At 70.5% G+C, this 17,298-nt stretch carries 14 protein-coding genes and 1 pseudogene; 9 read left to right on the plus strand and 6 right to left on the minus strand.

The genetic code is table 11. From position 1 onward, the window contains the following. Positions 1-170 precede the first annotated feature (170 nt). Positions 171-401 (plus strand): hexameric tyrosine-coordinated heme protein, encoded by a 231-nt coding sequence (locus AAG688_RS12415; protein WP_411832555.1) that lies wholly within the window; start codon positions 171-173, stop codon positions 399-401. A 65-nt stretch (positions 402-466) separates the two neighbouring features. Here the strand turns inward: AAG688_RS12415 and asnB are convergent, their stop codons facing one another. The 6 genes and pseudogenes from asnB to map form a co-directional block, all read right to left on the minus strand. Next, positions 467-2,197: an asparagine synthase B gene (gene asnB, locus AAG688_RS12420; protein ID WP_411832556.1), complete on the minus strand. Its 1,731-nt coding sequence runs from the start codon at positions 2,195-2,197 to the stop codon at positions 467-469. Between the two features lie 325 nt (positions 2,198-2,522). Then, positions 2,523-3,650 (minus strand): succinyl-diaminopimelate desuccinylase, encoded by a 1,128-nt coding sequence (gene dapE, locus AAG688_RS12425; RefSeq protein ID WP_411832557.1) that lies wholly within the window; start codon positions 3,648-3,650, stop codon positions 2,523-2,525. A gap of 257 nt (positions 3,651-3,907) precedes the next feature. Next, positions 3,908-4,264, minus strand: a complete 357-nt coding sequence (locus AAG688_RS12430) for a Spx/MgsR family RNA polymerase-binding regulatory protein (protein ID WP_411832558.1) — start codon at positions 4,262-4,264, stop codon at positions 3,908-3,910. A gap of 161 nt (positions 4,265-4,425) precedes the next feature. Next, a pseudogene (gene dapD, locus AAG688_RS12435) lies at positions 4,426-5,244 on the minus strand (2,3,4,5-tetrahydropyridine-2,6-dicarboxylate N-succinyltransferase); the annotation flags it as partial. A 55-nt stretch (positions 5,245-5,299) separates the two neighbouring features. Then, complete coding sequence (gene glnD / locus AAG688_RS12440; protein ID WP_411832559.1) at positions 5,300-7,936, minus strand: [protein-PII] uridylyltransferase; 2,637 nt, start codon at positions 7,934-7,936, stop codon at positions 5,300-5,302. Continuing rightward, a complete protein-coding gene (gene map, locus AAG688_RS12445) occupies positions 7,933-8,727 on the minus strand; it encodes a type I methionyl aminopeptidase (protein WP_411832560.1) in 795 nt (264 codons plus the stop codon). The genes glnD and map overlap by 4 nt, the downstream gene beginning before the upstream one ends. A gap of 381 nt (positions 8,728-9,108) precedes the next feature. Between map and AAG688_RS12450 the strand changes: the two genes are divergently transcribed. The 8 genes from AAG688_RS12450 to tsf all read left to right on the plus strand — a co-directional run bounded on the left by AAG688_RS12450 (position 9,109) and on the right by tsf (position 17,194). Then, entirely contained in the window at positions 9,109-9,624 is a 516-nt protein-coding gene (locus tag AAG688_RS12450; protein WP_411832561.1) for a spore coat U domain-containing protein, read from the plus strand. Positions 9,625-9,629: 5 nt separating this feature from the next. Beyond that, positions 9,630-10,436: a molecular chaperone gene (locus AAG688_RS12455; RefSeq protein WP_411832562.1), complete on the plus strand. Its 807-nt coding sequence runs from the start codon at positions 9,630-9,632 to the stop codon at positions 10,434-10,436. Between the two features lie 66 nt (positions 10,437-10,502). After that, positions 10,503-12,824, plus strand: a complete 2,322-nt coding sequence (locus tag AAG688_RS12460; protein WP_411832563.1) for a fimbria/pilus outer membrane usher protein — start codon at positions 10,503-10,505, stop codon at positions 12,822-12,824. An 11-nt stretch (positions 12,825-12,835) separates the two neighbouring features. Further along, entirely contained in the window at positions 12,836-13,837 is a 1,002-nt protein-coding gene (locus tag AAG688_RS12465) for a spore coat U domain-containing protein (RefSeq protein ID WP_411832564.1), read from the plus strand. A 124-nt stretch (positions 13,838-13,961) separates the two neighbouring features. Then, entirely contained in the window at positions 13,962-14,327 is a 366-nt protein-coding gene (locus AAG688_RS12470) for a hypothetical protein (protein ID WP_411832565.1), read from the plus strand. Next, positions 14,327-15,061 carry a molecular chaperone gene (locus AAG688_RS12475; RefSeq protein ID WP_411832566.1) on the plus strand — a complete coding sequence of 245 codons (735 nt, stop codon included), beginning with the start codon at positions 14,327-14,329 and terminating at the stop codon, positions 15,059-15,061. The genes AAG688_RS12470 and AAG688_RS12475 overlap by 1 nt, the downstream gene beginning before the upstream one ends. A gap of 255 nt (positions 15,062-15,316) precedes the next feature. After that, positions 15,317-16,117: a 30S ribosomal protein S2 gene (gene rpsB, locus AAG688_RS12480; RefSeq protein ID WP_411832567.1), complete on the plus strand. Its 801-nt coding sequence runs from the start codon at positions 15,317-15,319 to the stop codon at positions 16,115-16,117. 198 nt (positions 16,118-16,315) lie between these two features. Next, positions 16,316-17,194 (plus strand): translation elongation factor Ts, encoded by an 879-nt coding sequence (gene tsf, locus AAG688_RS12485; protein WP_411832568.1) that lies wholly within the window; start codon positions 16,316-16,318, stop codon positions 17,192-17,194. Positions 17,195-17,298: the final 104 nt, after the last annotated feature.

Raw genomic sequence — 17,298 nt, forward strand, 5'->3', positions numbered from 1 at the left:
GTATTCCGTTGACTACGCCACAAGCGATAGGGAAGACTTCATTCAATTCAAGGTAAAGCCAGGTCGCCAAAACTAGGTCGAAGCCGCTTCGCGGAGCGGCGAACCCGTCATGGGGAGCCGCGTTCAGCGCCCGGGCCAACCTGCAGTCCCATCCACCACGGAGGTGTTCCATGACCGACACATGGCTTGCCACGCTCATCACCGACTCTCCCCAGGCCGGCTTCGAGCTTGCGCTGGTGTTGAGCCGGCGCGGCGTCAAGTACACGCAGCCGGACGCGGCCGTGCTCCAGAAGCTGCGCCCGGAATACGCGGAAGACCCGGAAGCGCTGATAGCCGCGTCCCAGGTCGTCGCCATCAACTTCCAGACCATCGCCGCCGCCAACAACTACTGGCGCAAATAGCTCCCGGAAATCTGAAGTCGGGTGCCGGCTTCGGAGCCGACGCGCCGGCACCCGGATGGCGGCCATCAACCCGGCGCCACCGCTTCTCCCAGCGCCGCGTTGTGCACGCCGCTGATCGCGCGGCCGGATGGATCGGCCGCGGCGGCGAAGCTGGCGTCCCAGGCGATCGCCGCCGGGGACGAGCAGGCGATCGACTTGCCGCCCGGCACCGTCTCGGCGGCGGCCGGGGTCGGGTAGAAGCGCTCGAACAGGCTGCGGTACCAGTACGCCTCCTTGGTCTGCGGCGGGTTGACCGGGAAGCGCTTGTCCGCGGCGGCCAGTTCGCGATCGCTGACCTGCGCCTCGGCGTGCGCCTTCAGCCCGTCGATCCAGCCATAGCCGACGCCGTCGCTGAACTGTTCCTTCTGCCGCCACAGGATTTCCCTGGGCAGGTAGCCGTCGAACGCCTGCCGCAGCACGCCCTTCTCCATCCGCTGCGGGCCTGCGCTGGACTTGTCCACCATCTTGCATTTCGCGTCCATGCGCATGGCCACGTCGAGGAACTCGCGATCCAGGAACGGCACGCGCGGTTCCACGCCCCAAGCCATCATCGACTTGTTGGCGCGCAGGCAATCGTAGTTGTTCAGCGCGTCGAGCTTGCGCACCAGCTCCTCGTGGAACTCGCGCGCGTCCGGCGCCTTGTGGAAGTACAGGTAGCCGCCGAAGATCTCGTCGCTGCCCTCGCCCGACAGCACCATCTTCACCCCCATCGCCTTGATCCGCCGCGCCAGCAGGAACATCGGCGTGGAGGCGCGGATGGTGGTGACGTCGTAGGTCTCGATGTGGCGAATCACTTCCGGCAGCGCGTCCAGCCCTTCCTCGAAGGTGTATTCGAAGCCGTGGTGCACGGTGCCCAGCGCCTCGGCGGCGACCTGGGCGGCGGCCAGATCCGGCGATCCCTTCAGGCCGATGGCGAAGGAATGCAGGCGCGGCCACCAGGCCTCGGCCTGGTCGTCCTCCTCGATGCGGTGGCGCGCGTAGCGCGCGGCCACGGCCGCCACCAGCGAGGAATCCAGGCCGCCCGACAGCAGCACGCCGTAGGGGACGTCGGTCATCAGCTGGCGGTGCACGGCGCGCTCGAACGCCTCGCGCAATTCCTGCGGCGACACCTGCACGCCTTCGACCGCCGCGTAATCGCGCCACGGCCTTGCGTAGTACCTGCGCAGGGCGGAGCTTGCCCCGCTGCCTGCATCCAGTGCGCTGTCGTAGTAATGGCCCGGCGGGAACTGCGCCACGTCGGCGCAGGCGTCCGCCAGCGATTTCATTTCCGAGGCCACGCGCAGGCGCCCCTCCTTGTCGTGGCCCCAGTACAGCGGCACCACGCCGATCGGGTCGCGGGCGATGATGACGCGGCCCTTCGCCTTGTCCCACAGCGCGAAGGCGAAGATACCGTTGAGGCGGTTGAGGAAGGAGGCCGGCTCGTCCTCGCGGTACAGCGCGTTGATCACCTCGCAATCCGATCCAGTCTGGAAGGCGTAGGGCTGGCGCAGTTCCTTCTTCAGTTCGCGGTGGTTGTAGATCTCGCCGTTGACCGCCAGCGCCAGATCGCCGTCCTCCGACAGCAGCGGCTGCGAACCGCCGGCCGGATCGACGATGGCCAGCCGCTCGTGGACCAGGATCACCCGCTCATCGAGGTAGACGCCGCTCCAGTCCGGTCCGCGGTGGCGCTGGCGCTGCGAGCAGTCCAGCGCCTCGCGCCGCAGTGCCTGCACGTCGTCGCCCGACTGCAGGCCGAAGATGCCGAAGATCGAACACATGGGAAAACTCCTGTCGTGGTGTGCGTGGGTTTGGGAGGTATTCGACCGGCCTTCCAGGCCCGGAGCGGGAATCCCGGGCAACAAAAAACCCGCATCGGCCGATGCGGGTTTTCTGGAATCCGGGCGGTTGTCGCTTGCTACTTTGCCTGGTCGCAGTCCCGCATCGGCCGCGCACGATTGTTCGCGCGCAGATTATTGCGGTTGTCGTTGTTGACGGCGTTGGCCAGGGACGCAAGCATGGGGCAGACCCTAACCTGCTTCGGACAGGCGCGCAACCGTTGCATCGGCAACGAATGGAACGATGGTCGTCGCAGGCAGGGTCCTCTCAAGCCAGCAGGCCTTCGATCAGCGCCAGGTAGAGATCCGGCAACGCCTCCAGGTCGGCCACGCGCACGTGCTCGTCGACCTGGTGGATGCTGGCGTTGACCGGGCCGACCTCGATGCATTGCGCGCCCAGCGGGGCGATGAAGCGCGCGTCGGAGGTGCCGCCGCCGGTGCTTTCCTCCGGCGGCGCGCCGGCGAAGGTTGCCAGCACCTGCCGCGCGACTTCTCGCAGGCGGCCTTCCGGCGTGTAGAAAGGCTCGCCGCTGCGATGCCAGCGCAGTTCATGGTCCAGCCGGTGGCGATCCAGCAACGCGGCGATCTCCGCCTCCAGCCGCGGCGCGTCCCAGTGCGGGTTGTAGCGCAGGTTGAACAGCACCCGCAGTTCGCCGGGGATGACGTTGTTGGCGCCGGTGCCGGCGTGGAGGTTGCTGATTTGCAGGCTGGTCGGCGGGAAGCTCTCGTAGCCGTCGTCCCAGTGCCGCGCGGCCAGCTCGGCCAGCGCCGGCGCGGACAGGTGGATCGGGTTGCGCGCCTTGTGCGGATAGGCGACGTGACCCTGCACGCCCTTGACCGTCAGCGTGCCCGACAGGCTGCCGCGCCGGCCCACGCGCAGCAGGTCGCCGAGCTTCTCCGTCGAGGACGGCTCGCCGGTGATGCACCAGTCGATGCGCTGGCCGCGCTCGCGGAAGGTCTGCGCGACCCGGCGCACGCCGTCGATGGCGTCGCCTTCCTCGTCCGAGGTCAGCAGCAGCGCCAGCGTTCCGGGATGATGCGGATGCGCGGCGGCGAAGCGCTCGGCGGCGATCGCGAACGCGGCCACGCTGCCCTTCATGTCGGCCGCGCCGCGGCCGTACAGCATGCCGTCGCGGACTTCCGGGGCGAAGGGATCGCTGGCCCAGGCTTCGCGCGGCCCCGGCGGCACCACGTCGGTATGGCCCAGCAGCACCAGCACCGGCGCGCCACTGCCGTGGGTGGCCCAGAGGTTGTCGACTTCACCGTAGCGCAGCGATTCGCAGGCGAAGCCGGCGCGTCGCAGGCGCTCGGCGATCAGCGCCTGGCAGCCGGCATCGTCGGGGGTGACCGAGGGGCGGGCGATCAGGTCGCGGGCCAGGTCCAGTACATCGCTCATGGTCGAATCGTCGCGTCGGTCATCGCACAAGGATACGGACCCGACCCGGCCCGCGCATCCATCCGCCATGTAGAGCGGAGCTTGCTCCGCTGCCTTTCAATCCGACCAGCGAGGCCGAGCCGAGCAAGCTCGGCTCTACAACATGTTGCATGTAGAGCGGAGCTTGCTCCGCTTGTCTGCAACCCATCGGCGAGTCCGGGGGCTGCCCCCATCCGCCCTTCGGGCACCTTCCCCGCAGGCGGGGGGAAGGGAAGGATTCAGTCAGTGTTGAAGCGCTTCTTGAAGCCGTTGTCGGAAAAGCCCTGGCTGAAGGCGCCGTCACCGGTGATCACCACCGGGCGGCGGATCAGCTGCGGGTATTCGCGCAGCAGCAGCTTCCACTCCGCCTCGCTGCCGGGCGACTTGCGGCTGTCGGGCAACTGCCGCCAGGTAGTCGAGGACTTGTTGATCAGTGCGTCGAAGCCGCCGGCCTTGCCGGCCCACTCGACCAGCGTCTCCGGCGCGGGCTTGTCGTCGCGGTAGTCGATGAAGGTGTACGGCACGCCGAAGCGGTCCAGCCACCGGGTCGCCTTCTTGCAGGTGTCGCAGTTCTTGAGGCCGTAGATCTTGGTCATAAGGCTAGGAGTAAGCGGAGAGGAGTGAGGCGTGAATAAAAGCGTTGGCTCGCGGGAAGTGAGGGTATAGCAAAGGAAATGAGCGCGACCAGCACGGCCGGAATCGCTTTTGCCTCTACTCACTCCTCACTCCTCTCCGCTCACTCCTCGCCCCTCACCCCTCAATCCGCCAGCCCGCGCAACAGTTCATTGACGCTGGTCTTGCTGCGGGTCTTCTCGTCCACCTGCTTGACGATCACCGCGCAGTACAGCGAGTGCGAGCCGTCGGCGGCCGGCAGCGAGCCGGATACCACCACGCTGCCCGGCGGGACGTAGCCGTAGCTGATTTCCCGGGTCATGCGGTTGTAGATGCGCGTGCTCTGGCCGATGAACACGCCCATGCCGATCACGCTGTGGTGGCCGACCACGACGCCCTCGACCACTTCCGAGCGCGCGCCGATGAAGCAGTGGTCCTCGATGATGGTCGGGCTGGCCTGCAGCGGTTCCAGCACGCCGCCGATGCCGGCGCCGCCGGACAGGTGGCAGTGCCTGCCGACCTGCGCGCACGAACCGACCGTGGCCCAGGTGTCGACCATCGTGCCCTCGCCGACGTGCGCGCCGATGTTGACGAAGCTCGGCATCAACACCACGTCGCGGCCGAAGTGGGTGCCGCGGCGGGCGATGGCGCCGGGCACCACGCGCACGCCGAGCCTGCGGAAGTCGTTCTCGTCGAACGCGCCGAAGCGCGCCTCCACCTTGTCCCAGAACGGCGCCGGATAGGCTTCCACCAGTTCCATCTCGTTGACACGGAAGTACAGCAGCACCGCCTTCTTCAGCCACGCGTTGACCTGCCAGCCGCCCTTGCCGTCGGGCTCGGCGACGCGGAACTCGCCGCTCTCCAGCCCCTCGATCACGCGCTCGACCGCCGGCCGGGTGGAACCCTCGATCTCGGCCTGGGTCAGTTCGCCGCGGCGCTCGAAGGCGCTCTCGATGGTGAAGCGGATCTGCTCGGTCGGGGTGGCTTGCCTGTCTGTCATCGATGGATCCCTGGTGGTTTCAGTTCTGTTCGAAGCATGCGCGCAGCGCGTTGCGCAGGCGTTGTTCGTCGGCGCCGGTCAGCGGCCGGTCGCGCTCGTCGGTGATCTGGAAGATGTCCTCGGCGCGCTCGCCGAAGGTGGCGATGCGCGCGTCGTGCACGCGCAGCCGGCAGGCGCGCAGCACCTGCGCCACGTCGGCCAGCAGGCCGGGGCGATCCGGCGCCACCAGCCCCAGCACGGTGCGCCGGCCGTCCGGCGTGGCGCTGAACTCGATGCGCGGTGCGAAGCGGAAATGGCGCAGCTGGCGCGGCAGCGCGCGGCGCGAGGGGCGCACCTTGTCCAGGTCGCCGGACAGCGCCTCGCGCAGGGTCGATTCGATCCGCGCCGGCTCACGGCAGGCATGGCCGCCGGCCGGCAGCACCTCGAAGGTGTCGAACACGGTGCCGTGCGGGCCGACCAGCACCCGCGCCTGGTGGATGCCCAGCCCCAGCCGGTCCAGCGTGGCGAGGATGGCGGCGAACAGGCCGTCGCGATCCGGCGAATGCACAAACACCTCCATCGCCCCGGCGTCGTCGGCAATCGGGCGCACGCGCACGCGCGTTTCGCCGGCCGCGACGCCGTCGATGGCCGTCGCCTGCCAGGCCAGTTGCTCGGCGCGGAAGCGCAGGAAGCTTTCCTCCGGCATCGCGGCGAACAGCCGGCCCGCCGCGGCCGCGTCGTAGCCCTGCGCGGCCAGCAGCCCGTGCACCGCCTCGCGCGATTCGGCCAGGCGCTCCTCGACCGCGATCGGATGCTCCAGGCCCTCGCGCAGCACGCGCCGCGTGGCGAAATAGAGATCCGCCAGCAGCCGGTCCTTCCACGCGTTCCACAGCTTGGGGCTGGTGCCGGCGATGTCGGCGCAGGTCAGCAGGTAGAGGAAGTCCAGCCGCTCGCGATCGCACACCAGCGCGGCGAAGGCATGGATGACCTCCGGGTCGGAGATGTCCTGCTTCTGCGCGGTGACCGACATGCGCAGGTGCTGCTCGACCAGCCAGGCGACCAGCTCGGTGTCGGCCTCGCCCAGGCCGTGCGCGGCGCAGAATTCGCGCGCGTCGACCGCGCCCAGTTCGGAATGATCGCCGCCGCGGCCCTTGGCGATGTCGTGGAAAAGCCCGGCCAGCAGCAGCAGTTCCGGCTTGCGCAGGCGCGGCCACACCTCGTGGGCGATGGAGAAGCGCTCGTCGGCGCGCCCCGACGCGAACGCGGCGATGTTGCGCAGGACCATCAGCGTGTGCTGGTCGACCGTGTAGACGTGGAACAGGTCGAACTGCATGCGCCCGGACACCCGCGCGAACGCCGGGATCCACTGCCCCAGCACGCCCAGCCGCGCCATCCGGGTCAGCGTCTCGACCGCGCGCGGGCCGCGCAGCAGGGCGAGGAACTGCGCGCGCGGCGCGGTCGTCGACGCGGTATGGGCCGGCAGCCGCGGCAGCGCCTCGGCCAGCGCGCGCGCGGTGCGCGAATGCAGCCCGCGCGCCTGCGGCTGCGCCGCCCACATCGAGAACAATGCGAAAACCTGCGCGATGTCGCCGCGCGGCCATGCCGGATCGCGCGCGACCAGGTAGCCGCGGCGCAGCTCGAAATCCTCGTCCAGCGGCTCGGGCAGCGCCTCGCCGTCGAACTGCTCCTCGAAGCGCTGCAACAGGCGGTCGCTGATCCGGCGCACGATGGCGGCGCTGCGGTAGAAGCCCTGCATCATCTTCTCGACGCCCAGGCTCTCGGCGTCGTCGGCGAAGCCCAGCCGCTGCGCCAGCGCCTTCTGGTAGTCGAAGCGCAGCCGCTCCTCCGGCCGCCCGGCGACGCGGTGCAGGCCGTAGCGCAGCCGCCCCAGCGCGCGCCGCTCGCGCGCCAGCGCGGCGGCCTCGTCGGCGCCCAGGTGGCCCATGCCGACCAGTGGCTCAAGGTCGCGCACGCCGAACGCGCGCAGCGCCATCCAGCCCAGCGTGTGCAGGTCGCGCAGGCCGCCCGGGCCGTCCTTGACGTTGGGCTCGAGGTTGTCGGAGGTGTCGCCGAAGCGCGCGTGGCGGACACGCAGTTCCTCGCGCTTGGCGACGAAGAAATCGCGCGGCGGCCATGCCCGCGCCGGCGCGATGGCGTCGATCAGCAGCGCCTCGTCGACCGGCTCGGCGGCCAGCGGGCGCGCCTCGATCAGCGCGGTCAGCACGGTCTGCTCGGCGGCGGCCGCGCCGGTGCACTGCGCGGCCGAGCGCACCGAGTGGCTGATCGGCAGGCCGGCGTCCCACAGGATGGCGAAGAAGCGCGCCAGCGCGTCATGGCACTGCTGCTGGGCGTCCGGTTCGGCCAGCACCAGCACGTCCACGTCCGAGTGCGGGAACAGCTCGCCGCGGCCGTAGCCGCCGACCGCGAACAGCGCCAGCGGCGCGCCGGCCGGGACGCAGCGCGCCCAGGCCTCCTTCAGCAGGTGATCGGCTGCGCGCGCGCGCAGCGCCAGCACGCGATCCATGTCGTCGCCTTGGTCGAAGCGCTTGTCCAGGCGCGCGTCGGTATGCACCAGCGAGGCGCGCGCGGCGGCCGACCAGGCGGCATCGTCGGCGACGGCCGTGCCGGGGGCGGACGGCCGCGCGTTCGCGCCTTCGGCCGCGGCCGGCGTGTTCACAGGTCGTTGTCGTCGCCGGGCAGGCGGGTCAGGATTTCCACCCCATCCTCGGTCACCGCGACGGTGTGCTCCCACTGCGCCGACAGCTTGCGGTCCTTGGTCACCACGGTCCAGCCGTCCGGCAGCAGCCGGGTGTGGCGGCCGCCCTCGTTGATCATCGGCTCGACGGTGAAGGTCATGCCCGGCCTGAGCACCACGCCGTCGCCGGCGCGCCCGTAGTGCAGCACCTGCGGCTCGTCGTGGTAGACCTTGCCGATGCCGTGGCCGCAGTACTCGCGCACCACCGAGAAGCGCTGGCTCTCGGCGTAGGACTGGATGGCGTGGCCGATGTCGCCGAGGGTGGCGCCGGGCCTGACCGCGCGGATGCCGCGGAACATCGCCTCGCGGGTGGTCTCGACCAGTCGCCGTGCCATCACCGACGGCGTGCCGACGTAGTACATGCGGCTGGTGTCGCCGTGCCAGCCGTCCTTGATGACGGTCACGTCGATGTTGAGGATGTCGCCGTCCTTGAGCACCTTGCCCTCGCTGGGCATGCCGTGGCAGATGACGTTGTTGACCGAGGTGCAGACCGTGAACGGGAACGGGATGCGGCCGTGGCCGCCGCCGTAGCCGATGTTGGCCGGGATGGCCTGCTGCACGTTGACGATGTGGTCGTGGCAGATGCGGTCCAGCTCGGCGGTGGTCACGCCGGGCTTCACGTGCGGGGCGACGATCTGCAGCACTTCGGCCGCCAGCCGGCCGGCCACGCGCATCTTCTCCAGTTCTTCCGGGGTCTTCAGGTTGATAGCCATCCCGGGATTATCGCCGATCGCCCGGCGGTTCCGAACCGTTTGCGCAGCCAATGCCGGTGTTCAAGCCGCCTCGCCGGCGGATGCGGGCCATGCGCGCGGCCATCCCTGTCGGGACGCCGGCACTTCCCGGCATGCCGCTTGCATTGCGCCGCGCCGGCGGGGTGCCCCCGCGTGACCTGACGCAGTGCGTCAATCGCCGCCGCCGCCGGTCGGCCCGGCTTTTTGCCATCAGACTGAAGGGCTTGGCCGAAAGTCCTCACAAAGTCTTTACTTTTCCGTGACTTGTTGCAAGATGTGAACCGGTGCCAAATTATTGGCATGACTTGTGCTCTACGTCACACCGGTTTGGCCATCCCGGCCGCACACATCCAGAGAATGCCCATGAACGCCATGAAGTCCTCGCTGATCGCCACGGCCCTGATGGCCGCCGCCGGTATCGCCGGTTCCGCGCACGCGGCCACCGCCACCACCACCTTCCAGGTCAGGATGATCATCACCGAGTCGTGCGACATCAGCACGGTCACCGCGACCGACGTCGATTTCGGTACCCGCATCCGCGGCGCCACCACGCCCATCGACAGCCAGGGCCAGCTGGTCGTGAACTGCTCCAACGGCACTCCCTACAACATCGGCCTGAGCAACGGCGCCAACCCCTCCAGCGCCACCGTCTCGGCCAGCAACCGCCGCATGACCGGCCCCGGCAGCGCCACCCTGGCCTACGGCCTGTTCCGCGACGCCGGCCGCACCCAGCTGTGGGGCGCCACCATCGGCACCGACACCCTGTCCGGCACCGGCAACGCCAGCAACCAGAGCATCCCGGTCTACGGCCGCGCCATCTCGACCGACGCGCCGGCCGGCACCTACACCGATACCGTCACCGCCACCATCACCTACTGACGCGGATGATCGGGTTCCTCCCGCGAAAGCGGCCGGTCCGACACCGGCCGCTGCGGTCCCTTGCGGCCTGCCTGACGCTGCTGGCGTGCTGGCTGGCGGCGCCGGTGCTGGCCGGCAGCCTGCAGGTCTCGCCGATCCTGCTGGAGTTCGGTCCGGCCGATCAGGCGCAGGGCCTGTGGCTGTCCAACAGCGGCAGCGAGCCGATCCGCGCGCAGGTGCGCGTGCAGCAATGGACGCAGTCCGAGCAGGGCGACCAGTTGGCCGCCACCGGCGATCTGGCCGCCAGCCCGCCGATCCTGCAGATCGCGCCGGGCGAGCAGCAGTTGGTGCGCATCGTGCGCATCGCCCGGCTCCCGGCCGACCGCGAGCACGCCTACCGCCTGCTGGTGGACGAACTGCCGGCCTCCGACGACGCCGCCAGCCCCGGCCTGCAGTTCCTGCTGCGCTATTCGGTACCGGTGTTCCTGCTGCCGGAAAGCGCCGTGCCGGTGGCCGGGCAGTCGGGCGAGCGCCCGCCCACCGATCTCTCCCGGCTCTCGGGCGGCTTCCGCCGTGGCGACGACGGCAGGTTCGTCCTGTCCCTGCGCAACGACGGCGCGCGCCGGGTGCGCATCAGCCAGCTCACCCACGTGGCCGGCGACGGCACCCGCACCGTGCTGGAGCCGGGCCTGCTGGGCTATGCGCTGGCCGGCCTGCAGATGCAGTGGACCCTTTCCCTTCCGCCCGCCGCGGCCACCGCCGGCGTGCTGAAAGCCCGCTTCAATGACGACCAGCAAGAACAGAGCCTGCCGCTCGACCCCGCTGGCCGCTAGCGTCGCCGCGATGGTGCTGGCGGCCGGCGCCCCGCCGCGGCCGCCGCTACCGGCGGCCTGTCGCTGGTGCAGGACGCCGCGCGTCCACCGGCGACGGATGCCGCCGCGGTGATGGACGCCGGCGATCAGGAGCTGTACCTGGAGGTGTCCATCAACCAGGCGCCGACCGGGCGGCTGGCGCGCTTCGTCCTGCGCGGCGGCCGCCTGCACGCCAGCGCGGCGAGCCTGCGCGAACTGGGACTGCGCTGGCCCGGCGACGCCGACACCGAGGGGCTGGTCGCGCTGGACGCGCTGCCCGGCATGCAGGTGCAGTACGACGCGGCCACCCAGCGCATCGCCCTGCGGGTGCCGGTGGAGATGCTGGACCGGCCGGTGGCGCGCATCGGCTTCAGCCAGCCCGACCGCCCGCGCGTGGACCCGGCCGCGCGCGCGCCCGGCGTCATCCTCAACTACGACCTGTACGGCCAGCGCGCGCGCGACTACGGCAGCGCCAGCGCGTTCACCGACCTGCGCCTGTTCGGGTTCGGCGCCGGCGTGTGGAACAACACCATGAACTCGCGGCTGAACAGCGGCGACGCCCGCGCCGCCGGCCACCACGACCACGTGCGGCTGGACAGCTGGTGGCAGTTGGACCTGCCCGACAGCATGCGCACGCTGATCGTCGGCGACGCCATCACCGGCGCGCTGGACTGGACCCGCGCCACCCGCATCGGCGGCGTGCGCTTCAGCCGCAACTTCGCCCTGCAGCCCTACCGCATCACCACGCCGCTGGCCTCCTTCGCCGGCGAGGCGGTGCTGCCCTCGACCGTGGACCTGTACATCGACGGCCTGAGGCAGTCCAGCCAGCAGGTCGCGCCGGGGCGCTTCGAACTGGACAGCGTGCCCGCGCTCAACGGCATGGGCCAGGCGCAACTGGTCATCACCGACATCAACGGCCAGAGCCGCGTGGTCGGCTTCACGATGTACGGCACCCCGGAACTGCTGCAGGCCGGCCTGAGCGACTGGTCGCTGGACCTGGGCGTGCTGCGCCGCGACTACGGCCTGCGCTCGGCGCGCTACGGCGGCGACCCGATGTTCGCCGCCACCGGCCGCCGCGGCCTGGGCGACGCCTTCACCGTCGAAGCCCACGTCGAGGCCAGCGACGCGGTGCAGATGGCCGGCGCCGGCGGCGTGGCCCTGCTGGGCCGGCGCGGCGGCATCGTCAGCGCCTCGCTGGCCGGCAGCCGCCACCAGGGGCGCGACGGCGTGCAGCACGGACTGGGTTACCAGTGGAGCAACCGCGCCTTCAACCTGTCGCTGACCACGCTGCGGCGCAGCGACGACTTCCGCGACGTGGCCAGCGTCGAGGACGCGCCGATGCCGCGCCGCACCGACCAGGCCTTCGCCGGCGTCAGCACCGGCCTGGGCCAACTGGGCATGAGCTACGTGGCGCAGGAACTGCCGCAGTTCGGCCGCAGTCGCTTCGCCAGCCTGAACTGGTCGCGGATGCTGCCGCGCAACGCCATGCTCAGCCTGAGCGTCAACCGCGACCTGGAAAACGACACCGGCCACAGCGCCTACCTCTACCTGTCGCTGCCGCTGGACCGCCACACCTCGGTCGCGGCCACCGCGCGGCACAGCGACGCCGCGCGCGGGCTTTCGCTGGAGGCCAACCGCGCCGTCCCCGGCGACCTGGGCGGCTGGGGCTGGCGCGCGCAGGCTTCGCTGGGCGACAACCGCAACGCGCAGGCGCAGGTCACCCGGCTGGGCCGCTACGGGCAATGGTCGGCCGGCATCGACCACTACCGCGACGATGACGGCGCGCCCTCCGCCACCCTCGGCTACGCCAGCGCCAACGGCGGGCTGGTATGGATGCAGGGCCGCAGCTTCGCGATGCGGCGGGTGGACGAGGCCTTCGCGCTGGTCGACACCAGCGGCGTGGCCGGCGTGCCGGTGAAGCTGGAGAACCGCCCCATCGGCCGCACCGACGCCCACGGCCACCTGCTGATCAACCAGCTCAACGCCTGGCAGGTCAACCAGCTGTCCATCGACCCGATGCAGCTGCCCGCCGACATGGAAGTGGACGCGACCCGCCGGGACGCCGTGCCCGAGGGCCGCACCGGCCTGCTGGCGCGCTTCCCGATGCGGCGCACCCTGGCCGTGCAGCTGGCGCTGCGCGGCGGCGACGGCCAGTGGCTGCCGGCCGGCAGCCGCGTCGACGTGGAGCCGCCGGGCGCGCCCGCGCAAACGCAGACGGTGGTCGGCCACGACGGCATGGTCTACCTGCAGAACCCCGCGCCCGGCACGCGCCTGCGCGTCCACGGCGCGCAGCTGGACTGCGGCGTGGCCCTGCCCGAACTGCCGGCACGGGAAGGCCGCGTGGACCTGGGCGAACTCACATGCCGATAATCGCCACGACCATGACCGCTTCCGCGCTCCGCCATCTTCTTCGCCCGCACGCCGCCGCGGCCTGCCTGCTGCTGTGCGCGCTGGTGCTGTGGCCACGGGCGGCCAGCGCGCAGAGTTGCTGGGTCAACGGCGCGGCCGAGCTCGATTTCGGCACGGTCACCGCGTCGGCGAACACCGATGCGCAGGCCACGGTCAACTACCGCTGCCAATCGGGCCTGCTAGGCATGAACGTGCGCGTCTGCATCTTCGTCGGCGAAGGCAACCCCTCGGGGCTGTCGCCGCGGCGCATGACCAACAACAACGGCGCGTTCATGAACTACAACCTGTATTCGAACGCGGCGCGCACGCAATTGCTCGGACCGGTGGGCAGCCTGCCGGTCTACAGCGTCGCGCTGACCGTGCCGGGCAACTATCAGGGCATATCCGGGACGCTGCCGATCTATGGACGGGTGCCGGCCGGGCAGAACCTGCCGGCGGCCTTCCCCTACCAGGGCTTCCCCGCCAACTCGGTGTTGCGCTACAGCTACGGCTACGTGTTCATGCCCAGCGAGTCGGAATGCCGCAACGCTTCGCCCGGCTTCTTGGGCGGCGCCGGCGAGGTGCCCTTCAGCTGGGTCGGCGTCCGCGCCAGCTACGCCAATACCTGCCGCATCACGATGGCCACCGACCTGGACTTCGGCAACGCCAGCGCGCTGACCGGCAACCGCGACCATACCTCGATCATCCAGCTGCAATGCCCCACCGGCACGGCCTGGCGGCTCGGCCTGGACAACGGCCAGAACGCCTCCGGCAACAACCGCCGCATGGCCCGCGCCGGTGGCGGCCTGATCGGCTACGAGCTCTACCGCGACAGCGGCCGCACCCAGCGCTGGGGCAACGCCTCGCCCAACGATGTCACCGGAACCGGCAACAACGCGGTGCAGTCGCAGACCGTCTACGGGCGCGTGCCGGCGCAGCCGGTCACCCAGCCCGGCAGCTATACGGACACCATCACCGTCACCCTGACCTACTGACGCCGGCCGGGCGACGCGGTTCACAGATCCGCGCATTGGCCGCCGCCGGCCCTCAACTAACCGCCATCGCGGCCGAAGACCTCTCTGAACCCCCTGCCCAAGTGACGCGGGGGCCGGAGCCGTCATGCCTTTCCCCCGCCTTGCCCTCGTCCTGCTGGCCGCCACCCTGTTGCTTCCCGCCCTGACCGCGACGGCGGCCAACCAGCGCAAGCAGGCGCAGCTGCGCATCAGCCTGACCCTGGTCGACGGCTGCGACATCCGCCTGCCGGCCGACCCCGGCGCGGCCGGCCAGGACACGCGGGTCGAATGCAGCGACGACCTGCCGCACCACTTCGCCCTGCAACCGCCGCCGCGCGCGTCCGCCGGCAACGCGCCGGGGGATGGCAGGCCGGCGCCGTCGCGCGAGGAACCCCGCGCCGCTTCCCTGCCGGAGGCCTCCCCCGGCGCTGTCGCCAATGGCGAGGTGACCGTCGCCGTCGTGACGTTCTGATGGCGCTCGCGCCGCTGCGCTGGAAGGCCCTGGCCTGCGCGGGCCTGCTGTGGGCGGTCGGCGCCGGCAGCGCGGCCACCCGTGGCGGCGCCGGCCTGTACGCCGCGCCGTCCTGGCTGCGGCTGGAAGCCACCCAGCGCAGCGCGGAACTGGACCTGAGCAACACCGGCGATCATCCGCTGCACGCGCAGGTGCGGCTGTATCGCTGGAGCCAGGAGGACGGCGAGGAGCGCCTGCTGCCGACCCGCGACCTGGCGGCCAGCCCGCCGTTGCTGGAAATCCCCGCCGGCCAGCGGCAGAAGGTCCGCATCGTCCGCCTGGACGCATCCCAATCGCTGCGCGAGGGCAGCTACCGCCTCATCATCGACCAGTTGCCGCGTCAGGATGCGGCCGGGCCGCAGACGGTGCTGCGCTATTCGACGCCGGTGTTCATCGCCCCGCCCGGCCAGGCCGCGCCCAGGCTGCTGGCCCGCCTGGCCCGCGAGGGCGCGGACACCGTGCTGCGCATCGACAACCACGGCGACGCGCACGCGCGGCTGGTGGACCTGGCCTGGATCGACGCCGACGGTCGGCGGGTGGAGCTGGCCGGCCGCCTGGCCGGCTACGTGCTGCCGGGGCAATACCGCACCTGGACGCTGCCGGCGCGGGCCGGCGGCTATGCCGGCGGCCGCTTCGAGGCCCGCCTCAACCGCGACGGGGCCGCGCAGCCGCTGGCGCTGGCGCCGGAGCGCTGAGCGCCCGGCGGTTTGCGCCACCACCGCCGCGCCGGCTATACTTCCGCGGCTTTGTCCGGCCCTGCCGGCCAGTTCCGCCCACGCCGGGCGACACCGGCGAATCCACACCTGCTGCCACGACCCGTGCCGGGGTGCCTCCTTGAAGGAGGTTCGGACACGGAAGCCGCAGGGAGGCCCAACCCCGGAACCACGCCCTCGCGGGCAGACCGCCATCCTCCCTTCCGGCGGCCGGTTCCCCTTTCAGGAGTTCATGCAATGCCCCAGGTCACCATGCGCCAGATGCTGGAAGCCGGCGTCCATTTCGGCCACCAGACCCGCTACTGGAACCCCAAGATGGCGCCGTACATCTTCGGCGCGCGCGGCAAGATCCACATCATCAACCTCGAGAAGACCGTTCCGCTGTTCAACGACGCGATGAACTTCATCTCGGGCGTGGCGCAGAAGCGCGGCACCATCCTGTTCGTCGGCACCAAGCGCAGCGCGCGCGAGGCGATCAAGGAAGAGGCCGAGCGTTGCGGCATGCCGTTCATGACCCAGCGCTGGCTGGGCGGCACGCTGACCAACTTCGCCACCGTGAAGAAGTCGGTCGCCCGCCTGAAGGAACTGGAAGCCGCCGAGACCGACGGCACCTTCGACAAGCTGGTCAAGCACGAAGTGCTGGGCCTGCGCCGCGAGCGCGAGAAGCTGCTGGCCTCGCTGGGCGGCATCAAGGACATGAACCGCCTGCCCGACGCGCTGTTCGTCATCGACATCGGCCATGAGGACATCGCCATCAAGGAAGCCAAGAAGCTCGGCATCCCGGTGATCGCGGTGGTCGACTCCAACTACGACCCGGCCCTGGTCGACTACGCCATCCCCGGCAACGACGACGCCATCCGCGCCGTGCAGCTGTACGCCCGCGCCGCCGCCGACGCCGTGCTGGAAGGCAAGGCCGCCTCGCCGAACGCCGCCAGCGTGCGCGAGGAAGAGTTCGCCGAGGGCGGCGACGACGCCGGCAAGCGCCGCGCGCCGAAGAAGTCCGGCAAGAAGGCCGACGAGGCCGCCGCCGCCGAGTAATCGGCCTGCAATGCGGCCGCGCCATCCTGCGCGGCCGCCCATGTTCATCCCTTCTCCCATCGGGAGAAGGTGCCCGAAGGGCGGATGAGGGTGCGGGAAGCATGTTGGCGTTCAACGCGTCACGACTCCACCGGACCCTCACCCCAACCCCTCTCCCGACGGGAGAGGGGCTTTGCCAATCTAAACCGAGGTAATCCCGTGGAAATCACCGCTTCCCTGGTCAAGGAACTGCGCGAGCGCACCGGCGCCGGCATGATGGAGTGCAAGAAGGCGCTCACCGAGAACAACGGCGACATCGACGCCGCCGCCGAGTGGCTGCGCAAGTCGGGCCTGGCCAAGGCCGACAAGAAGGCCGACCGCGTCGCCGCCGAAGGCCGCATCGCCGTGGCCCAGGCCGGCGGCAAGGCCGTGCTGGTGGAGATCAACTCCGAGACCGACTTCGTCGCCAAGGACAGCAACTTCCTGGCCTTCGCCGACGCCGTCGCCCAGGCCGCGCTGGCCGCCGGCGCCACCGACGTGGAAACGCTGAAGGCCGCCAAGCTGGCGTCCGGCGAGACCGTCGAGGAAGCCCGCGCCGCCGCCATCGCCAAGCTCGGCGAGAACATCCTGATCCGCCGCCTGGCCCGCGTGGACAGCGCCGACAACGTCGCCGCCTACGTCCACGGCGGCAAGATCGGCGTGCTGGTCGAGGTCAAGGGCGGCGACGCCGAACTGGCGCGCGGCTTGGCCATGCACGTGGCCGCGATGAACCCGCCGCACGTCAAGGCTTCCGACGTGCCGGCCGATTTCGTCGCCAAGGAAAAGGAAATCGAGCTGGCCAAGATGTCCGAAAAGGACAAGAACAAGCCGGCCGACATCCTGGAGAAGATCATCAGCGGCAAGATCGCCAAGATCGTCAACGAGGTCACCCTGTACGGCCAGCCGTACGTGCTGGACACCAACCAGACGGTCGAAGCCGTGCTCAAGGCCGCCGGCGCCGACGTCGTCAGCAGCCAGCGCCTGGCCGTGGGCGAAGGCATCGAGAAGGTGGTCGAGGACTACGCCGCCGAAGTGATGAAGCAGGCCGGCCTGGCCTGAGTCCTCCGCTCCGGCAGTACCGGAAGAAGCCGCGGCTCACCCCGCGGCTTTTTCTTTGCGTGGTTCCATCCGCCGATGCAGTTGCCGGCGGTTCCTCCGCAACG

Source organism: Pseudoxanthomonas mexicana (genome assembly GCF_046736355.1).
Classification (GTDB): domain Bacteria; phylum Pseudomonadota; class Gammaproteobacteria; order Xanthomonadales; family Xanthomonadaceae; genus Pseudoxanthomonas_A; species Pseudoxanthomonas_A mexicana_B.